This window comes from Mesorhizobium sp. P160187, assembly GCF_057766425.1.
Window position 1 is genome coordinate 1,763,243 of record NZ_JBYMDX010000003.1, and the last position, 14,942, is coordinate 1,778,184.

A 14,942-nucleotide genomic window follows, 5' to 3' on the forward strand; every position below is an offset into this window, starting at 1 on the left:
GGACTTCAGCCGCTCAACGGCGCGCAGCTCTCCCGTTCGACGAGCACCGGGGTGAGCACTTCGCGGCGCGAATGCGCCGCAGGCTCGGCAACCCGCTCGAGCAGCAGGCTGACGGCGCGGGTGCCGATCTTCTCGACCGGCTGTGCGATCGTCGTCAGCGGCGGCCAGGTGGTGACGGCATAGGGGATGTCGTCGAAGCCGATCATCGACATGTCGCCGGGGACCCGCAATCCGCGCCCGCGCAGCACTGTCAGCGCGCCCATGGCCATCAGATCGTTACAGGCAAACAGCGCCGTGATCCCCGGCGCCTGCGCCATCAGCCGCTCCATCGCCATGCGGCCGCCGGCGAAGTGGTAGTCGGAATCCACCACCGAGGCCGGCGGCAGGTCGAGGCCGGCTTCCTGCAGCGCCCTGGCGAAGCCGCGCAGGCGGGCGGGGCTGGAGCTGGAATCGCGCGGGCCGCCGATGACGCCGATCTTCTCGTGACCGAGCCCGGCCAGATAGCGGCCGGCGAGATAGCCGCCATAATCGTGATCGACCAGCACGGAATCGACATTGACCGAATGGATCTCGCGGTCGATCAGCACCGCCGGGACGCCGGGCAGAAGGCTGGAGAACACCCGCGCATGATCGGACGAGCCGGCAAAGATCAGCCCGTCGATCTGCTTGGCCATCAGCACCTGGAGGTAGCGCTCCTCCTTCTCGGCGCTGCCGTCGGAGTTGCACAGGATCACCGTATAGCCGGCAAGGAAGCCGGCATCCTCGATCTGGCGTGCCACGCCGGCGAAGAACGGATTGGAATTGTCCGGCAGCAGCAGGCCGATGGTCTTGGTCTCGCCGCGCCTCAGGCTGCGCGCCAGCGTGTTCGGACTGTAGCGCAAGGCGGCGATGGCCGAATGGACGCGCTCGGCCGTCTCAGGCTCGACATGGCGCGTGCGGTTCATCACATGCGAGACGGTTGCGACCGACACTCCGGCATGGCGCGCGACATCGGCAATCGTCGTCATTTCTTGTCCCCTAGTGCATGTCGCCCGGAGTGTCCGGCGGATCTGGGAAAATGACATCCATAAAACAAAAACCAAAAAGCGCGACGCGCTTTATCGGATCACCCTCAACAGCTTTTCCCGATAGGCGTCCAGGATGACGGCAAGCACAATGACAAGGCCTAGCACGATCGGCTTAAAAATTGTCGCCGACGCCGAGCAGCTCGTAGCGAACGCCGGCGATCGGGCCACCGATGGTGAGACGCAACAGATAGAGTATGGCGAGAATGCCGGCGCGTTCTCCCTTCCGCCGGAGCGCTGTATCCTTCTCAGCCCAGTGATTCCCGCAGACAGGAAACCTTCATGAATGGCCTGACACCCATACTTTCCACCGTGACCGCCTCGTTCCTTGCCTCCTTCGTCGAAGTGGTCGAGGCCTTCACCATCGTGCTGGCGGTCGGCGTCACCCGCAGCTGGCGGCCAGCGCTGACCGGCGCGGCGCTGGCGCTGGCGGTGCTGGCGGCTCTGGTGCTGGCCTTCGGACCGTTGCTGGCGCTGGTTCCCATTATGGTGCTGCAGTTCGTCGTCGGCGTGCTCCTGGTCCTGTTTGGCATGCGCTGGTTGAGAAAGGCCATTTTGCGCAGTGTCGGCGTCATCGCCCTGCATGACGAGGAAGCGGCCTTTTCCAAGGAAACCGCCGCTTTGCAGCAGCAGGCCAATGACCGCCGCGCCGATTATCTGGCCGGGCTCGCAGCCTTCAAGGCGGTGCTGCTCGAAGGTGTCGAGGTGGTGTTCATCGTCATTGCCGTCGGCGCCGCGCATGCACAGACCTTCTATGCCAGCCTTGGCGCGTTGGCGGCCTTCATCCTGGTAACGATCATCGGCCTTGCGGTGCACAGGCCGCTGGCGCGGGTGCCGGAAAACGCGCTCAAATTCGCCGTCGGCCTGATGTTGACAAGCTTCGGCATTTTCTGGACCGGCGAAGGCCTGGGCGCCGACTGGCCGGGCGCCGATCTGGCGCTGCTGGCCATCTTCGCAGTCATCGCCGTCGCGTGCTTCGCCATGGTGCGCTGGTTGCGCGCCAGCTACCCCAAGGCTGCACAAGGAGTTGCTCGATGAACGTCGTCCGCCTCATTCTAAAGGAGCTCGTCGGCATGTTCATCGACGACGGCAGCCTTGCGACGCTGGCGCTGCTGTTGATCGTGGCGATTGCCGCGGCAGTGAAGCTGCTGGCGTTGCCGCCGCTTGCCGGCGGCGTCCTGCTTCTGCCCGGCTGCCTCGTCATCCTGCTCTACAGCGTGCGCCGCGCGGCACGGCGCTCCGGTCAGTAGAGGGTGAAAAACACCGGCAGCATGCCGCTGATCCGCAACTGCTCAATCGTCTCGATGGCCGGGAACAGCGCCAGGAAATAGAGCCCGTCCGTGAATGTCCGCCGCAACGCCTTTGTCGAGAACCGGCGTTCGGCTTGATCGTGAAACAGCAGCGGGTTCGGCCAGAAAGGCGGCGTGCGTTCGGCATAGACGCTGTAGGCGGGGCCGAACTTTCCAAACAGGAACTCGGCTTCCTTGCGCGCCGTCACCCGGAACACCAGGTAGCTCACCAGAGCCAGCGCCGCCGCCACCAGCACCGAGCCGTACATCAACCCGACGCCCGCCGCGCCGACCGTGGAAAAGAAGTAGAGCGGGTTCCGGCTCATCGAGAACGGGCCGATGGTGACCAGCTCGTCGTTCTTCCTGCCGCCGACATAGAGAATGCTCCACAGACGGCCAAGGAAGCAGACCAGCACGAAGCCGATGCCCAGCGCCTCGATGTATTCGTGCCCGTCCGAGCCTTCGACGAGAAAGGGCTTGGTGAACAGCAACAGCATGACGGCGAGGGCTGCCGCCACTTGTATGACGAGCAGGCGCTTGTGCTGGTCGAACGCCTTCGCTGCCGGCTTGGGGGGAGCGTAGCTCATCATAGTTCCTGCTCTCCGGCAGGGCTCATAGCGCCGGTGTCTCGCCACCCACTAGCGCTTCCGTGCGGCGATGGCGAGGCAACCGGCAGGAATTTCAGCCATTCTTACGAATTTGTAAGCGGGCGGACAGATTGCGGCGAGGTCGCCTGCCCATAGTCCTTATGCCGGCCGACCTGCCGGACATCGTTTCATCACCGCCTGGATATCGGCGCAAGACAGGAACACCAGCATGAAAAAGCTAGCCCTCGCTTTCTCGCTCTGCGCCATTGCCATCGCCAACCCGGTCTTTTCAGCCGCTTCCGCTGCGACGCCTTGCGAAGACGCTCTGAAGGACCTGCGCGCGGCGGAAGCCTTGGCGGCGCTGAGCGCCGCGGACAAGACAAAAGTATCCGATCTCGAGGCCAAAGGCGTCGAGCGCTGCAATGCCGACGACGACAAGCGCGCCGACGACTTCTTCGCTCAGGCCATGAAGATCATGGGGAAGTAAGGCCAAGCCTCGCCGCACGTGCCGGGGAATAGGCCCGTCCCCGCCGAAACGACAAGGATCCCATCATGCTCTTGTCTGCAAGCACTGCACCCGCCGCACTGGCATCACCCAACAGGGTCCCTGATGTCACCGTCGAATTCTGGCTGATCAAGCTTTTGGCGGTCACCATGGGCGAGACGGCGGCCGACTATCTGGCCGTCAATCTTGGCTTCGGACTGACCGTCACCTCGCTGATCATGACCGGCATCCTTGTCGTCGCGCTGGCGCTGCAATTCGCGCAGAGGCGTTATGTGCCATGGGCCTATTGGCTGGCGGTGGTGCTGATCAGCGTCGTCGGCACCTTGATCACCGACAATCTGGTCGACAATTTGGGCGTCCGTCTGCAAACCACCACGATTGCCTTCACGGTCTTGCTCGCCGCGACATTCGCGGTCTGGTACGCCAGCGAAAGAACGCTCTCCATCCATACGATCGTCACCACCAGGCGCGAGATCTTCTACTGGCTGGCTATCCTGTTCACCTTTTCGCTCGGCACCGCGGCCGCCGACCTTGTCGCCGAGACGTTCGACATTGGCTATCTCACGACTGGCTTCTTGTTCGGCGCGGTCATCGTCTTCATCGCCCTCGGCTATTTCGCCTTCGGCCTCGACGCCATCCTCGCCTTCTGGCTGGCCTACATCCTGACGCGGCCGCTTGGCGCCTCGTTCGGCGACCTGCTGTCGCAGCCGGTCGAATATGGCGGCCTCGGCTTCGGCACCACCTTCACCAGCATGATCTTCCTGGGCTGCATCGTCGCCCTCGTTCTCTATATGAGTCTGAAGAAGGGCACCGGCGAGGCCGACAAAATCCTGCTTAAATCGGAGTAGATGCAAGCACCTGCACGCCCGCCTGACGCGACGAGAACGCGCCAAAACGTCAATGGATCCCTGCCGTGGGTCGCCCTGGGCAGCTATCGCGCTCACCTCATGGACGGAAGAATGAACTCCAGGAAATCCAGTTATAGCGGCCTCCAAATTAGCCTGCATTGGATGATAGCGGCGCTTGTCCTGTTCCAGCTCCTGTTCGGCGAAAACATGACAATCTATGTCGATGCGGCAGCGGACAGACGCCAACTGTCGTCCTACGGGCAGACCATGGGGTCCGCCCATTACTGGGTCGGCCTGGCGATCCTGTTGCTGGTGTTCGTGCGACTGGCCGTCCGCCTCTTCATCGGTGCGCCCAAGCCGCAATCCACAATGCCGAAATGGATGGCTTTCGCCTCACGCACAACGCATGCGCTGTTCTATGGCCTTCTCGTTGCCGCTCCTGTTTCCGGGCTTCTGGCCTTTTATGTTTGGAGCTGGATGGGCGATGTCCATACTTGGGCAAAGCCGGTATTCATCGTTCTGATCTGCATTCATGCCGGTGCGGCACTCTTCCATCATTTTATTCTGAAAGACGCCGTGCTGCGCAGGATGCTTGTCCCTGCGCGCGATCCGGTCGGATGACACTTATGGACATGTGCAACGACCACGAGCGACCAGGCGCCGGCGGATATTCTAGGAACGGACCGCCGCCGGTGCTAGCATGCCGCTCTGGCAAAGCCTCGGCAACAGACCGGAACAGAGATGCGACTTCTCCTTGTTGAGGATGATCCCAGGACCGCAGACTATGTCGTCAAGGGCCTGAGCGAAGCCGGGCATGTCTGCGATCTGCTGCGCGACGGGCATGACGCGCTGTTTGCCGCGACACGCGACGCCTATGACGTGATCGTCGTCGACCGCATGCTGCCCGGCCTCGACGGCCTGTCGATGATCAAGGCGGTGCGGGCGGCGGGCGTGCGTACGCCGGCGATCTTTCTGACCTCGGTCGGCGGCGTCGACGACAGGGTTGAAGGGCTCGAGGCCGGCGGCGACGACTATCTCGTCAAGCCATTCGCCTTTTCCGAACTGCTCGCCCGCATCAACGCGCTCGGCCGTCGCCCTGCGGTGCAGGAGCTGAAGACGACGCTGCGCATTGCAGACCTCGAAATGGACCTGATCCAGCGCCGCGTCACCAGGCAGGGCCAGGCGATCGACCTGCAGCCGCGCGAATTCAGCCTGCTCGAAGTGCTGATGCGCGGCGAGGGCCGCGTCATCACCCGCACCATGCTTCTGGAACGGGTCTGGGATTTTCACTTCGACCCCAAGACCAGCGTCGTCGAAACCCATATCAGCCGGCTGCGCGCCAAGATCGACAGGCCGTTCGAAACCACGTTGATCCACACCGTGCGCAACACTGGCTACAGTGTTCACGACTGAGGCGCGGCATGACAGAAACTTGCCATGACTGAAGCTTGCCATGACTGAAACGCACTATGACTGAGACAGGCTCTCGCCTGCTGCGCAGCACGCCGTTTCGGCTGGCCCTGACCTTCGCCTTGCTGTTCGTGCTCGCCTTCATCCTGTCAGGCGCCATCGTCTACCAGCTGATGAGCGCGGATCTTGCCGAGCAGCTCGACCAGTCGGTCAAGGAGACCTATTCGGTCGTGGCGGTGACCTATGCCGGAAACGACCGGGAGGATCTGGTTTCGGCAGTCGACAGCCACGCCGCGCTCAGCCCGAGCAAGGAACAGCTGTTCTCGCTCACCGATCCCGCCGGCAATCGCCTGGCCGGGAATTTCACCGCCGCCGACCTTCCCGATGGCTTTTCGGATTTTGCAGCGTCCCTGCCCGATGTGACGCCCGGCACCATGTACCGCGCCTGGTCCGGTTCGGTCGGGCCGAACAGCCTGACCGTGGCCTTCTCGCTGACTGAGATAAGGGAGTTGGAAAACATCGTGCTGATGAGCTTCGGTTGGGCCACCCTGATCATTTCCGGCCTTGGGGTGGCCGGCGGCGCCCTGCTGGCGTCGCGCGTGCAGCGCCGCCTCGACGGCATAGCCGCCACCATGGACGATGTCTCCAACGGCCGGCTCGACGCCCGCATTCCACTGCTCGGCAATGGCGACGACATTGACGGCGTCTCGCGCCAGGTCAACGCCGCGCTGGAGCGGCTGGCGGCGCTGGTGGACGGCATGCGCCAGGTCAGCGCCGACATCGCGCATGATCTGAAGACGCCGCTCAACCGGCTGCAGATGATTTTGGAAGCTGCGGCCGACAGGACCGCGCGGGGTGAGGCCGTTGCCGATGAGCTGGCGGAGGCACGTGGGGAAAGCCTGCAGATCAACGATACTTTCGATGCGCTGTTGCGTATTGCCCAGATCGAGGCCGGCGCCCGCAAGGCGCGCTTTGTCGATCTCGACCTCACCGGCGTCATCGATGCCATTGCCGAAATCTACGCCGGTGTCGCCGAGGATGACGGCAAGTCGCTGTCGGCCACGATCGTCCACGGCACGCCATGCCTGGTTCACGGCGATCGCGACCTGCTGACGCAATTGTTTGCCAATCTGGTTGAGAACGCGCTGCGGCATTGCCCCGATGGCACGGCGATCCTTCTATCGGTGCGGCGGCAAGGCGACCGCATTCTGGCTGAGGTCGCCGACAATGGCCCCGGCATCCCGGCGCAGGAGCGCGAAAAAGTGTTCCAGCGGCTGTACCGGCTGGACTCCAGCCGCACCACGCCCGGCAGCGGGCTGGGCTTGAGCCTGGTACGGGCCATCGCCGATTTGCATGGTGCAACGATTGCGCTGGAGGATTGCCAACCTGGGCTGGCGGTAATTGTCGGGTTTCCTCGGGCGCAGGGCACCGGCCTCGGCTTGAAATGACACCGCCCGAGCCAGGTCGACCCCCACTCCGTCGAGCTTCGCTCGACACCTCTCCCCCGATCGACGGGGGAGAGGAAAGGCGCGAGCCCTTTGCCGGAAAGCACCCTTCCTCTCCCTCCGGAGGGGAGAGGTGGCGCTGCGAAGCAGCGACGGAGTGGGGGAAGCCGGTCCTCAAATACCCCGGCGCTGACAACTTTCTCCAGATCGATGGTCGCAGCCGTTGAATGCGAAATCCTAGAAAACCTATCGGCCCACCGCGCCCCGGCGGAAATCCGAAGGCGACATCCCAGCCAGCTTGCGGAAGGATTTGTTGAAGGCGCTGAGCGAGCCGAAGCCGGAATCCATGGCGACGCGCAGCACGTTGGCGTCTTCATGCATCAAAAGCGCCTGCGCATAGCTCAGCCGCAGCAGGTTCATATATTCGTTGAGCGTCATGCCGGTCGACTTCTTGAAAATGCTCATGGCGTATTTGGGATGGATGTCGGCCGCCGCCGCGATGTCGACGCAGTCTATCTCGTAGAGGAAATTCTCGGCGATGAAGTCGCACATGCGCCCGACATTGCGCAGCGATTGCTGGTCGAACGGGCCGCCGGGTTCCTGGCCGATGGCGGTTTCCGGCACCAGCTGGTAGGGCTCGAAGCGCACCCGCTCCAACCGCAACAGCAGCTCGTTCACGGCGTGCTCGGTTATCGCCGGATCGCCCGAGCGGAAATAGCGGTTCCAGCGTTCGAAATTGTGATGGTCGGCCTGGTCGGTCGCCGATGTCACCAGCGTGGCGCCCGTCATCAGCCGGTGGCGGACATCCGTCGGCAGGTGCAGGCGGAAGAAATGCACCAGCGGCAGATGCGCGCCGGCATAGATGGCGTCGTCGGAGAGATCGTCCATCTGGTGCGGCAGCCCGCCCCAGAACAGGCACATGTCGCCGGCCGACAGCGAAATCTCGTGCTCGTTCATGCGGTAATGCACGCTGCCGCGGACGATGAAATTGACCTCGACCTGGGCATGCCAATGCGGCTTCAGCATCACCAGCGGATGGTTGTGAAACATCTGCAAAGCCATCGGCAGGCCTTCGACGCTGCTGGCGCCAGGCTGGTAAAACGGCCGTTCCGGCATCTTACTTTCCGCCCATCTTTTATTCCCGTTGTCAGGGACAAGCCTTCCGCGCCGCCTAGTCTAGCCATGCTCGCGAAGAGAGAGCAAATGAAATGGGAGGATTTCAATGCGCACGACACTGATCTGTGCCGCGCTGGCGCTTGGCCTGGGCTCAGCCCCGGCCTTGGCGCAGTCCGGCGAAATCACGATCTGGAGCTGGAATATCGCCGCTTCGTCGCTGAAGGCGACGGTGGCCGGCTTCAACAAGCAGTATCCCGACATCAAGGTCACCGTTCAGGATCTCGGCAACCAGCCCACCTATGACAAGTCGATCGCCGGCTGTGCGGCCGGCGGCGTCGGCCTGCCCGATATCGTCTCGATCGAAAACGGCGAGGCCGAGAACTACTGGAGCCAGTTCCCCGATTGCTTCGTCGATTTGCACACGCTGGGCTACACCGCCGACGACCAGAAGAAATTCCCGGATTTCAAGCGCACCGAACTGGAGGTCGGCGACAAGGCCTATGCCATGCCGTGGGATTCCGGCCCGGTCGCCGCCTTCTACCGCCGCGACTTCTACGAGAAGGCCGGCGTCGATCCGGCCTCGATCAAGACCTGGGACGATTTCATCGCCGCCGGCAAGAAGGTCCAGGCCGCCAATCCCGGCGTCACCATGACCAATGCCGATTTCAACGGCGACACCGAATTCTTCCGCATGATTTCCAACGAACAGGGCTGCGGCTATTTCGCCGCCGATGGGCAGTCGATCACCGTCAACCAGCCGAAATGCGTCGACACGCTGGCCAAGATCAAGGACATGAAGGACGCCGGCATCATCTCGTCGGCCGACTGGGGCACCAAGATCACCAACAACACCGCCGGGACCGTCGCCACCCAGGTCTATGGCGGCTGGTATGAGGGCACCATCCGCACCGAATCGGCCGGCGAAAACGGCAAATGGGGTGTCTATCTGATGCCGAGCCTGACCGCCGACGGCCCGCGCGCCGCCAATCTCGGCGGCTCGTCGCTCGCCATCACCTCGGCCTCGAAGAACAAGGAGGCCGCCTACGCCTATCTGAAATACACGCTCGAGACCAATGAGGGCCAGATCACCATGCTCAGGGATTTCGGCCTGGTGCCGTCACTGATCTCGGCGCTCGACGATCCCTATGTCTCGCAAGGCCTCCCCTATTGGGGCGGCCAGGCAGTGTGGAAGGACATTCTCGCCACGCTGCCCAAGGTGGTGCCGAGCCGCGGCACGCCGTTCCAGAGCGACGCCGAAATCATCATGCGCGCCGTGCAGACCAAATATCTCGGCGGCGGCTATCCCGATGCCAAGGCCGCCCTCGACGACGCCGCCAGCCAGATCGCGGCGGCGACTGGATTGCCGGTAAAGTGACGAAGGCGGAGATGTTGGCGGGCCAGATATAGGGCAATTTGCCGGACCGTTGGCGCTGCCCCTCATCTGCCTGCCGGCATCCTCTCCCCGTATAGTGACGGAGAGGGGACGCTCTCGCCCAACAGTTCGCCAATCGCCGGCGGCGTCCCAACAAGCCCCTTCTCCCCGTCACTATACGGGGAGAAGGTCCCGGCAGGGGGATGAGGGGCGGCGCCAAGCCTTAATAATTGACGCCGGCTAACAACACGCCGGATATCAGCCGGGAAAGAGGAAGGAGGAGGAACCATGCGCTACCAGAACGCCACGGCCTATCGCTTCCTCACGCCCTACCTCCTGATCTTCGCCATCTTCTGGGTGTGGCCGATCATCTCCTCGTTCATGATTTCCTTCCAGGCGACGCGCACGGTGCCCTGGCGCTTTGCACCGACGTTCAACTGGGGCCGCCTGATCGGCGACCCCGCTTTCTTCAACGCGCTGAAGAACACGCTGCTCATCCTCGTCATCCAGGTGCCGGTGATGATCTCGCTAGCGATCATCATGGCGGTGCTGCTGAACTCGCCGCTGCTGAAGGCACGTGGCCTCTACCGCTTCGCCTTCTTCGCTCCGGTGGTGGTCGGCGAGGTCGCCTATTCCGCCGTGTTCCGGCTGATGTTCAATCTCGATTTCGGCATCATCAACAAATTGCTCGCCGGCGTCGGCCTGTCCAAGATCGACTGGTTCTCCAACGTCACCCCGGCGATGGCGCTGATCATGATCGCGGTAACCTGGCGCTGGGCCGGCTACAACGCCATCATCCTGCTCGCCGGCCTGCAGTCGATCCCCGAGGATGTCTATGAAGCAGCGACGCTCGACCGCGTCAGCAAGCTCAAGCAGTTCTTCTACATAACGCTGCCGCTGCTCAAGCCGGTCATCGTGTTTTGCGCCGTGCTGTCGATCATCGGCACGATGCAGCTGTTCACCGAGCCGTTCCTGATCACGGAGCGCGGCGGCCCCGGCGGCGGCACCGAGACGCTTGGCCTGCTGCTCTACCGCCAGGGTTTTCGCTCGCTCAATTTCGGCTACGCCTCGGCCGTCGCCTACACGATGGCGGGGCTGGCCATCGCCATCACTCTGGTGCAGCTGTGGCTGACAAGAGAGCCGAAGTGAGTTCGCTCTCGCAACGCCGGCTCGGCCGCAGCGTCCTGCTGCATCTGGTCCTGACGCCGCTGGCGGTGATCTGGCTGTTTCCGCTGTGGATGATGGTGGTGTTTTCGACCATGCCCGACAACGGCATTTTCAGCCCCGGCATCGAGCTTCTGCCGCACGGCAATTTCGTCGACAATTTCAACAATCTGCAGCGTGACACCAATTTCGTCGGCGCTATCGGCATTTCGGTGGCGGTGGCCGTGACCTACACCTTCTTCTCGGTGCTGCTGACCTCGATGGCCGGCTGGGCGCTCGCCCGCTATCAGTTCTTCGGCAAGGGCGCGGTGGTGGCGATCATCCTCGGCACCATCACGCTGCCCTATGCGGTGGTGCTGATCCCGCAATTCATCATGGTGGCGCGCGACTTCCAGCTCGCCAACACCTGGATTGCGCTGATCGTGCCACCCTTGTTCAATTCGCTGGGCGTGCTGTTCATGCGCCAGGCTTTCTCGATGATGCCGGCCGACCTTTTCGACGCGGCACGTGTCGAGGGCGTCAAGGAATGGCGTATCTTCCTGTTCGTCGCTTTGCCGCTGGCGCGGCCGATGCTGGCGGCGCTCGCCATCATTCTGTTCCTCGCCTCGTGGAACAATTATCTCTGGCCGCTTTTGATCAACAGCCAGCCCGGCGCGATGACGGCCCCTGTGGCGCTCGGCACGCTGATCGGCCTGACCAAGGTCTCATGGGGCGGCATCATGGCCGGCGCCGTCATGCTGACCGTGCCGATGCTGGTCGTCTTCGTGCTGCTGCAGCGCCATTTCATCGCCGGCATCGCCGCCGGCGCCGTCAAGTAGGACTAGAGCGATATGGCGGCAGTCACCCTCACCAATGTCGTAAAACGCTTCGGCGTCTATGAGATCATCCATGGCGCCAACATCGATATCGCCGATGGCGAGTTCGTCGTCTTTGTCGGCCCGTCGGGTTGTGGAAAATCGACGCTGCTCAGGATGATCGCCGGGCTGGAGGATATCAGCGGCGGCGAGATCGCCATTGGCGGCAAGGTGATGAACGATGTCGAGCCGGCCGAGCGCGGCATCGCCATGGTGTTCCAGTCCTACGCGCTCTACCCGCACATGAGCGTAGAGCAGAATCTGAGCTTTGGCCTCAGGATGACCGGCAACCCCAAGGAGGACACCGAGCGGCGGGTGAAGCGGGCCTCCGAAATCCTGCGCATCACAGAGTTGATGGCGCGGCGGCCCAGGCAATTGTCCGGCGGCCAGCGCCAGCGCGTTGCCATCGGCCGCGCCATCGTGCGCGAACCGCAAGTCTTCCTGTTCGACGAGCCGTTGAGCAATCTCGACGCCGAGCTGCGTGTCCAGATGCGGGTCGAGATCTCGCGCCTGCACAAGGAGCTCGGTACGACGATGATCTATGTCACCCACGACCAGACCGAGGCGATGACGCTGGCCGACCGGATCGTCGTGCTGCGCGGTGGCCATGTCGAGCAGATCGGCAGGCCGCTCGATCTCTACGACAATCCCGACAACCAGTTCGTCGCCGGCTTTGTAGGCTCGCCGAAGATGAATTTCATCAAGGGCCGCGTCGTCGGGCGCAACATGAGCAGCGTCACCGTCGAGCTGGTGGGCGAGGAAATGACCCGCATCATGCAACCGTTGACCGGCGCCGTGCCGCAAACAGGAGCCAAGGTCATTGTCGGCGTGCGGCCCGAACATTTCGGCAATGGCGGCGAAGGCGACGCCGACCTCACCGTCGGCATCGACGTGGTCGAGCATCTCGGCGGCACCAGCTTCATCTATGCCAGGACCGCCCATGGCGAAGACCTGGTGATCCAGCGCGACGCGGCAAAGGTCCCCGACACCCAGGAGATCACCGTGTCCATCCGCAAGTCCTATCTGTTCGACGAAAACGGCCAGCGGCTGCGCTGAGCGCTTCCAGCCTTGCAAGGAGAATGACCATGACTGCAACCGCGCCCATCCGCTGGGGGATACTCGGGCCTGGCGACATCGCCAAAGCGTTCGCCCGCGGCGTGGCAGGCTCGCGCACCGGCACGATCGTGGCGCTCGGCGCCCGCAATCCCGGCAAGGCAGGCCTGGCCGAGACGTTTCCCGGCGCCCGCATCCTCGACGGTTACGACGCGCTGCTCGCTGACCCCGAGGTCGACGCCGTCTATATCGCCATCCCGCATCCCGGCCATGCCGAATGGGCAATCAAGGCGGCGGAAGCCGGCAAGCATGTGCTGTGCGAAAAGCCGCTGGCGCTGACGGCCTTCGAGGCCGACGCCATGATCCATGCCGCGCGCAAGGCCGGCACCTTCCTCGGCGAAGCCTTCATGTACCGCCTGCACCCGCAGACGGCGAAGCTGGTCGAGGTGATCCAGTCGGGCGTCATCGGCGATGTCAGGCTGATCAAGTCGAGCTTCGGCTTCGCCATGCCCGGCTTCATGCCCGAGCACCGGCTCTATTCCAACGATCTCGCCGGTGGCGGCATTCTCGACGTCGGCGGCTATCCCGTCTCCATGGTACGGCTGATCGCGGGCGCTGCCACAGGCAAACCCTTCGCCGAGCCGGACAAGGTTGTCGGCACCGCCCATCTCGGCAAGTCCGGCGTCGACGAATGGGCCTCGGCGCTGCTGCATTTTCCCGGTGGAATCGTTGCCGAGGTATCCTGCAGCATCTCGCTCAAACAGGACAATGTCCTGCGCATCCTCGGCACCAAGGGCCGCATCGAGGTGCCGGATTTCTGGTTCGCCGGCGGCGGCAACCGCGATGGCGGCCCTGGCCGGATCGATGTAATTCTCGCCGACGACACGCGCGAGACCATCAGCCTCAACGAAACCCGCCATCTCTATTCCTTTGAGGTCGACGCCGCCGGCGAGGCGATCCTGGCCGGCAAACAGGAATTCGCCTGGCCGGGCATGGGCTGGGCCGACAGTCTCGGCACGCTGCGTGTGCTCGACAAATGGCGCGCTGCCGTAGGGCTCGAATATGAAATCGAAAAGCCGGCTAAGCGAACGAACACCCTTTCGGGCCGGCCGCTGCGCACCGGCGGCACCGCCATCGGCAAGCGCAAGATTCCGGGCCTGTCGAAGCCGGCCTCCGTGGTGGCGCTCGGCTTCGAGGATTTCCGCACCTTCTCGTCGGGCGCAATCCTGCTCGACGCCTTCTTCGAGACCGGCGGCAATCTGTTCGATACCGGCTATGTCTACGGCGCCGGCTACACCGAAACGCTGCTTGGCCAGTGGCTCAGGAATCGCGGCGTGCGCGAGCAGTCGGTGATCATCGCCAAGGGCGCGCACTCGCCGCTCTGCTATCCCGATGTCATCGGCAAGCAGCTCGCCCAGTCGTTGGACCGGCTGCAGACCGACCATGTCGACCTCTATTTCATGCACCGCGACAACCCGGATGTGCCGGTCGGCGAATTCGTCGATGCGATGGACGCCGAGGTCAAGGCCGGCCGCATCCGTGGCCCGTTCGGCGGCTCGAACTGGACGATGGCGCGCATGGACGAGGCGATTGCCTATGCCGAGCGCACCGGCAAGCAGAAGCCCGGCGTGCTCTCCAACAATTTCTCGCTGGCCGAGATGCTGGAACCGATCTGGGCCGGCTGCATCACCTCGTCGACCGACGACTGGAAATCCTGGCTGACGAAAAGGCAGATGCCCAACTTCGCCTGGTCGAGCCAGGGCCGCGGCTTCTTCACCGACCGCGCCGGCCGCGACAAGCAGGACAATGAGGAGCTGGTGCGGGTCTGGTATTCCGAGAAAAATTTCGGCCGCCGCGACCGCGCCATCGAGCTGGCGCAGCGCCTGGGCAAAAGTCCGATCCACATCGCGCTCGCCTATGTGCTGGCGCAGCCTTTTCCGTCGGTGCCGTTGATCGGCCCGCGCACGCTGGACGAGTTGGAGGACAGTTTGAAGGCGCTGGATATCAAGCTGTCGGCGGAGGATGTGGCGTGGCTGGATAGCGGGCCGGAAAGGCGGCGGGCTTAGCAGCTAATCTCCCCCCTTGAGGGGGAGATGTCGCCGAAGGCGACAGAGGGGGTCGCCTCGCGTGGAGCGCTAACCTCCTTCTGCAGCGGCAGGTAGGCCGAGCCCAGTCGAACCGACCCCCTCTGGCCTGCCGGCCATCTCCCCCGCAAGGGGGGAGATTAGCAGCTCA

General features: G+C 63.4%; 15 protein-coding genes. 12 read left to right on the top strand and 3 right to left on the bottom strand.

Annotated features, from left to right (window positions below):
* Positions 1-5: 5 nt before the first annotated feature.
* Positions 6-1,007 carry a LacI family DNA-binding transcriptional regulator gene (locus AC3CCE_RS11920; RefSeq protein ID WP_023754933.1) on the bottom strand — a complete coding sequence of 334 codons (1,002 nt, stop codon included), beginning with the start codon at positions 1,005-1,007 and terminating at the stop codon, positions 6-8.
* Positions 1,008-1,346: 339 nt separating this feature from the next.
* Here AC3CCE_RS11920 and AC3CCE_RS11925 point away from each other — a divergent pair, with 339 nt between their 5' ends.
* Together AC3CCE_RS11925 and AC3CCE_RS11930 are read left to right on the top strand one after the other, a co-directional pair.
* Positions 1,347-2,102 carry a COG4280 domain-containing protein gene (locus AC3CCE_RS11925; RefSeq protein WP_352626945.1) on the top strand — a complete coding sequence of 252 codons (756 nt, stop codon included), beginning with the start codon at positions 1,347-1,349 and terminating at the stop codon, positions 2,100-2,102.
* Positions 2,099-2,314: a hypothetical protein gene (locus AC3CCE_RS11930; RefSeq protein WP_023672157.1), complete on the top strand. Its 216-nt coding sequence runs from the start codon at positions 2,099-2,101 to the stop codon at positions 2,312-2,314. The genes AC3CCE_RS11925 and AC3CCE_RS11930 overlap by 4 nt, the downstream gene beginning before the upstream one ends.
* On the opposite strand, the gene AC3CCE_RS11935 is transcribed toward AC3CCE_RS11930, so the two are convergent.
* Complete coding sequence (locus tag AC3CCE_RS11935; RefSeq protein ID WP_023685059.1) at positions 2,308-2,940, bottom strand: methyltransferase family protein; 633 nt, start codon at positions 2,938-2,940, stop codon at positions 2,308-2,310. The two genes, AC3CCE_RS11930 and AC3CCE_RS11935, sit on opposite strands and share 7 nt — an antisense overlap.
* Positions 2,941-3,169: 229 nt before the next feature.
* Here AC3CCE_RS11935 and AC3CCE_RS11940 point away from each other — a divergent pair, with 229 nt between their 5' ends.
* The 5 genes from AC3CCE_RS11940 (at position 3,170) to AC3CCE_RS11960 (ending at position 7,151) form a co-directional block, all read left to right on the top strand.
* The gene (locus AC3CCE_RS11940) at positions 3,170-3,427 is read left to right on the top strand and encodes a hypothetical protein (protein WP_352626948.1); all 258 of its coding nucleotides are present in this window, start codon (positions 3,170-3,172) and stop codon (positions 3,425-3,427) included.
* A gap of 65 nt (positions 3,428-3,492) precedes the next feature.
* A complete protein-coding gene (locus AC3CCE_RS11945) occupies positions 3,493-4,293 on the top strand; it encodes a COG4705 family protein (protein WP_488377140.1) in 801 nt (266 codons plus the stop codon).
* Positions 4,294-4,914, top strand: coding sequence for a cytochrome b (locus tag AC3CCE_RS11950; protein WP_352626952.1), 621 nt, complete (start codon positions 4,294-4,296; stop codon positions 4,912-4,914).
* Positions 4,915-5,034: 120 nt separating this feature from the next.
* Positions 5,035-5,706 carry a winged helix-turn-helix domain-containing protein gene (locus AC3CCE_RS11955; RefSeq protein ID WP_023740151.1) on the top strand — a complete coding sequence of 224 codons (672 nt, stop codon included), beginning with the start codon at positions 5,035-5,037 and terminating at the stop codon, positions 5,704-5,706.
* Between the two features lie 56 nt (positions 5,707-5,762).
* Positions 5,763-7,151, top strand: coding sequence for a HAMP domain-containing sensor histidine kinase (locus tag AC3CCE_RS11960; protein WP_352626955.1), 1,389 nt, complete (start codon positions 5,763-5,765; stop codon positions 7,149-7,151).
* Between the two features lie 243 nt (positions 7,152-7,394).
* Here AC3CCE_RS11960 and AC3CCE_RS11965 read toward each other — a convergent pair whose 3' ends face one another.
* Positions 7,395-8,264, bottom strand: coding sequence for a helix-turn-helix domain-containing protein (locus tag AC3CCE_RS11965; protein ID WP_352626704.1), 870 nt, complete (start codon positions 8,262-8,264; stop codon positions 7,395-7,397).
* A 106-nt stretch (positions 8,265-8,370) separates the two neighbouring features.
* Here AC3CCE_RS11965 and AC3CCE_RS11970 point away from each other — a divergent pair, with 106 nt between their 5' ends.
* From AC3CCE_RS11970 to AC3CCE_RS11990, 5 genes are all read left to right on the top strand, one after another.
* Positions 8,371-9,639 carry an ABC transporter substrate-binding protein gene (locus AC3CCE_RS11970; RefSeq protein ID WP_352626702.1) on the top strand — a complete coding sequence of 423 codons (1,269 nt, stop codon included), beginning with the start codon at positions 8,371-8,373 and terminating at the stop codon, positions 9,637-9,639.
* A gap of 285 nt (positions 9,640-9,924) precedes the next feature.
* Complete coding sequence (locus AC3CCE_RS11975; RefSeq protein ID WP_352513600.1) at positions 9,925-10,785, top strand: carbohydrate ABC transporter permease; 861 nt, start codon at positions 9,925-9,927, stop codon at positions 10,783-10,785.
* Positions 10,782-11,618 (top strand): carbohydrate ABC transporter permease, encoded by an 837-nt coding sequence (locus tag AC3CCE_RS11980; RefSeq protein ID WP_023672164.1) that lies wholly within the window; start codon positions 10,782-10,784, stop codon positions 11,616-11,618. Before AC3CCE_RS11975 ends, AC3CCE_RS11980 begins: the two co-directional genes overlap by 4 nt.
* Positions 11,619-11,630: 12 nt before the next feature.
* The gene (locus AC3CCE_RS11985) at positions 11,631-12,710 is read left to right on the top strand and encodes an ABC transporter ATP-binding protein (protein WP_023706780.1); all 1,080 of its coding nucleotides are present in this window, start codon (positions 11,631-11,633) and stop codon (positions 12,708-12,710) included.
* 29 nt (positions 12,711-12,739) lie between these two features.
* Complete coding sequence (locus AC3CCE_RS11990; protein WP_352500193.1) at positions 12,740-14,773, top strand: aldo/keto reductase; 2,034 nt, start codon at positions 12,740-12,742, stop codon at positions 14,771-14,773.
* Positions 14,774-14,942 lie beyond the last annotated feature (169 nt).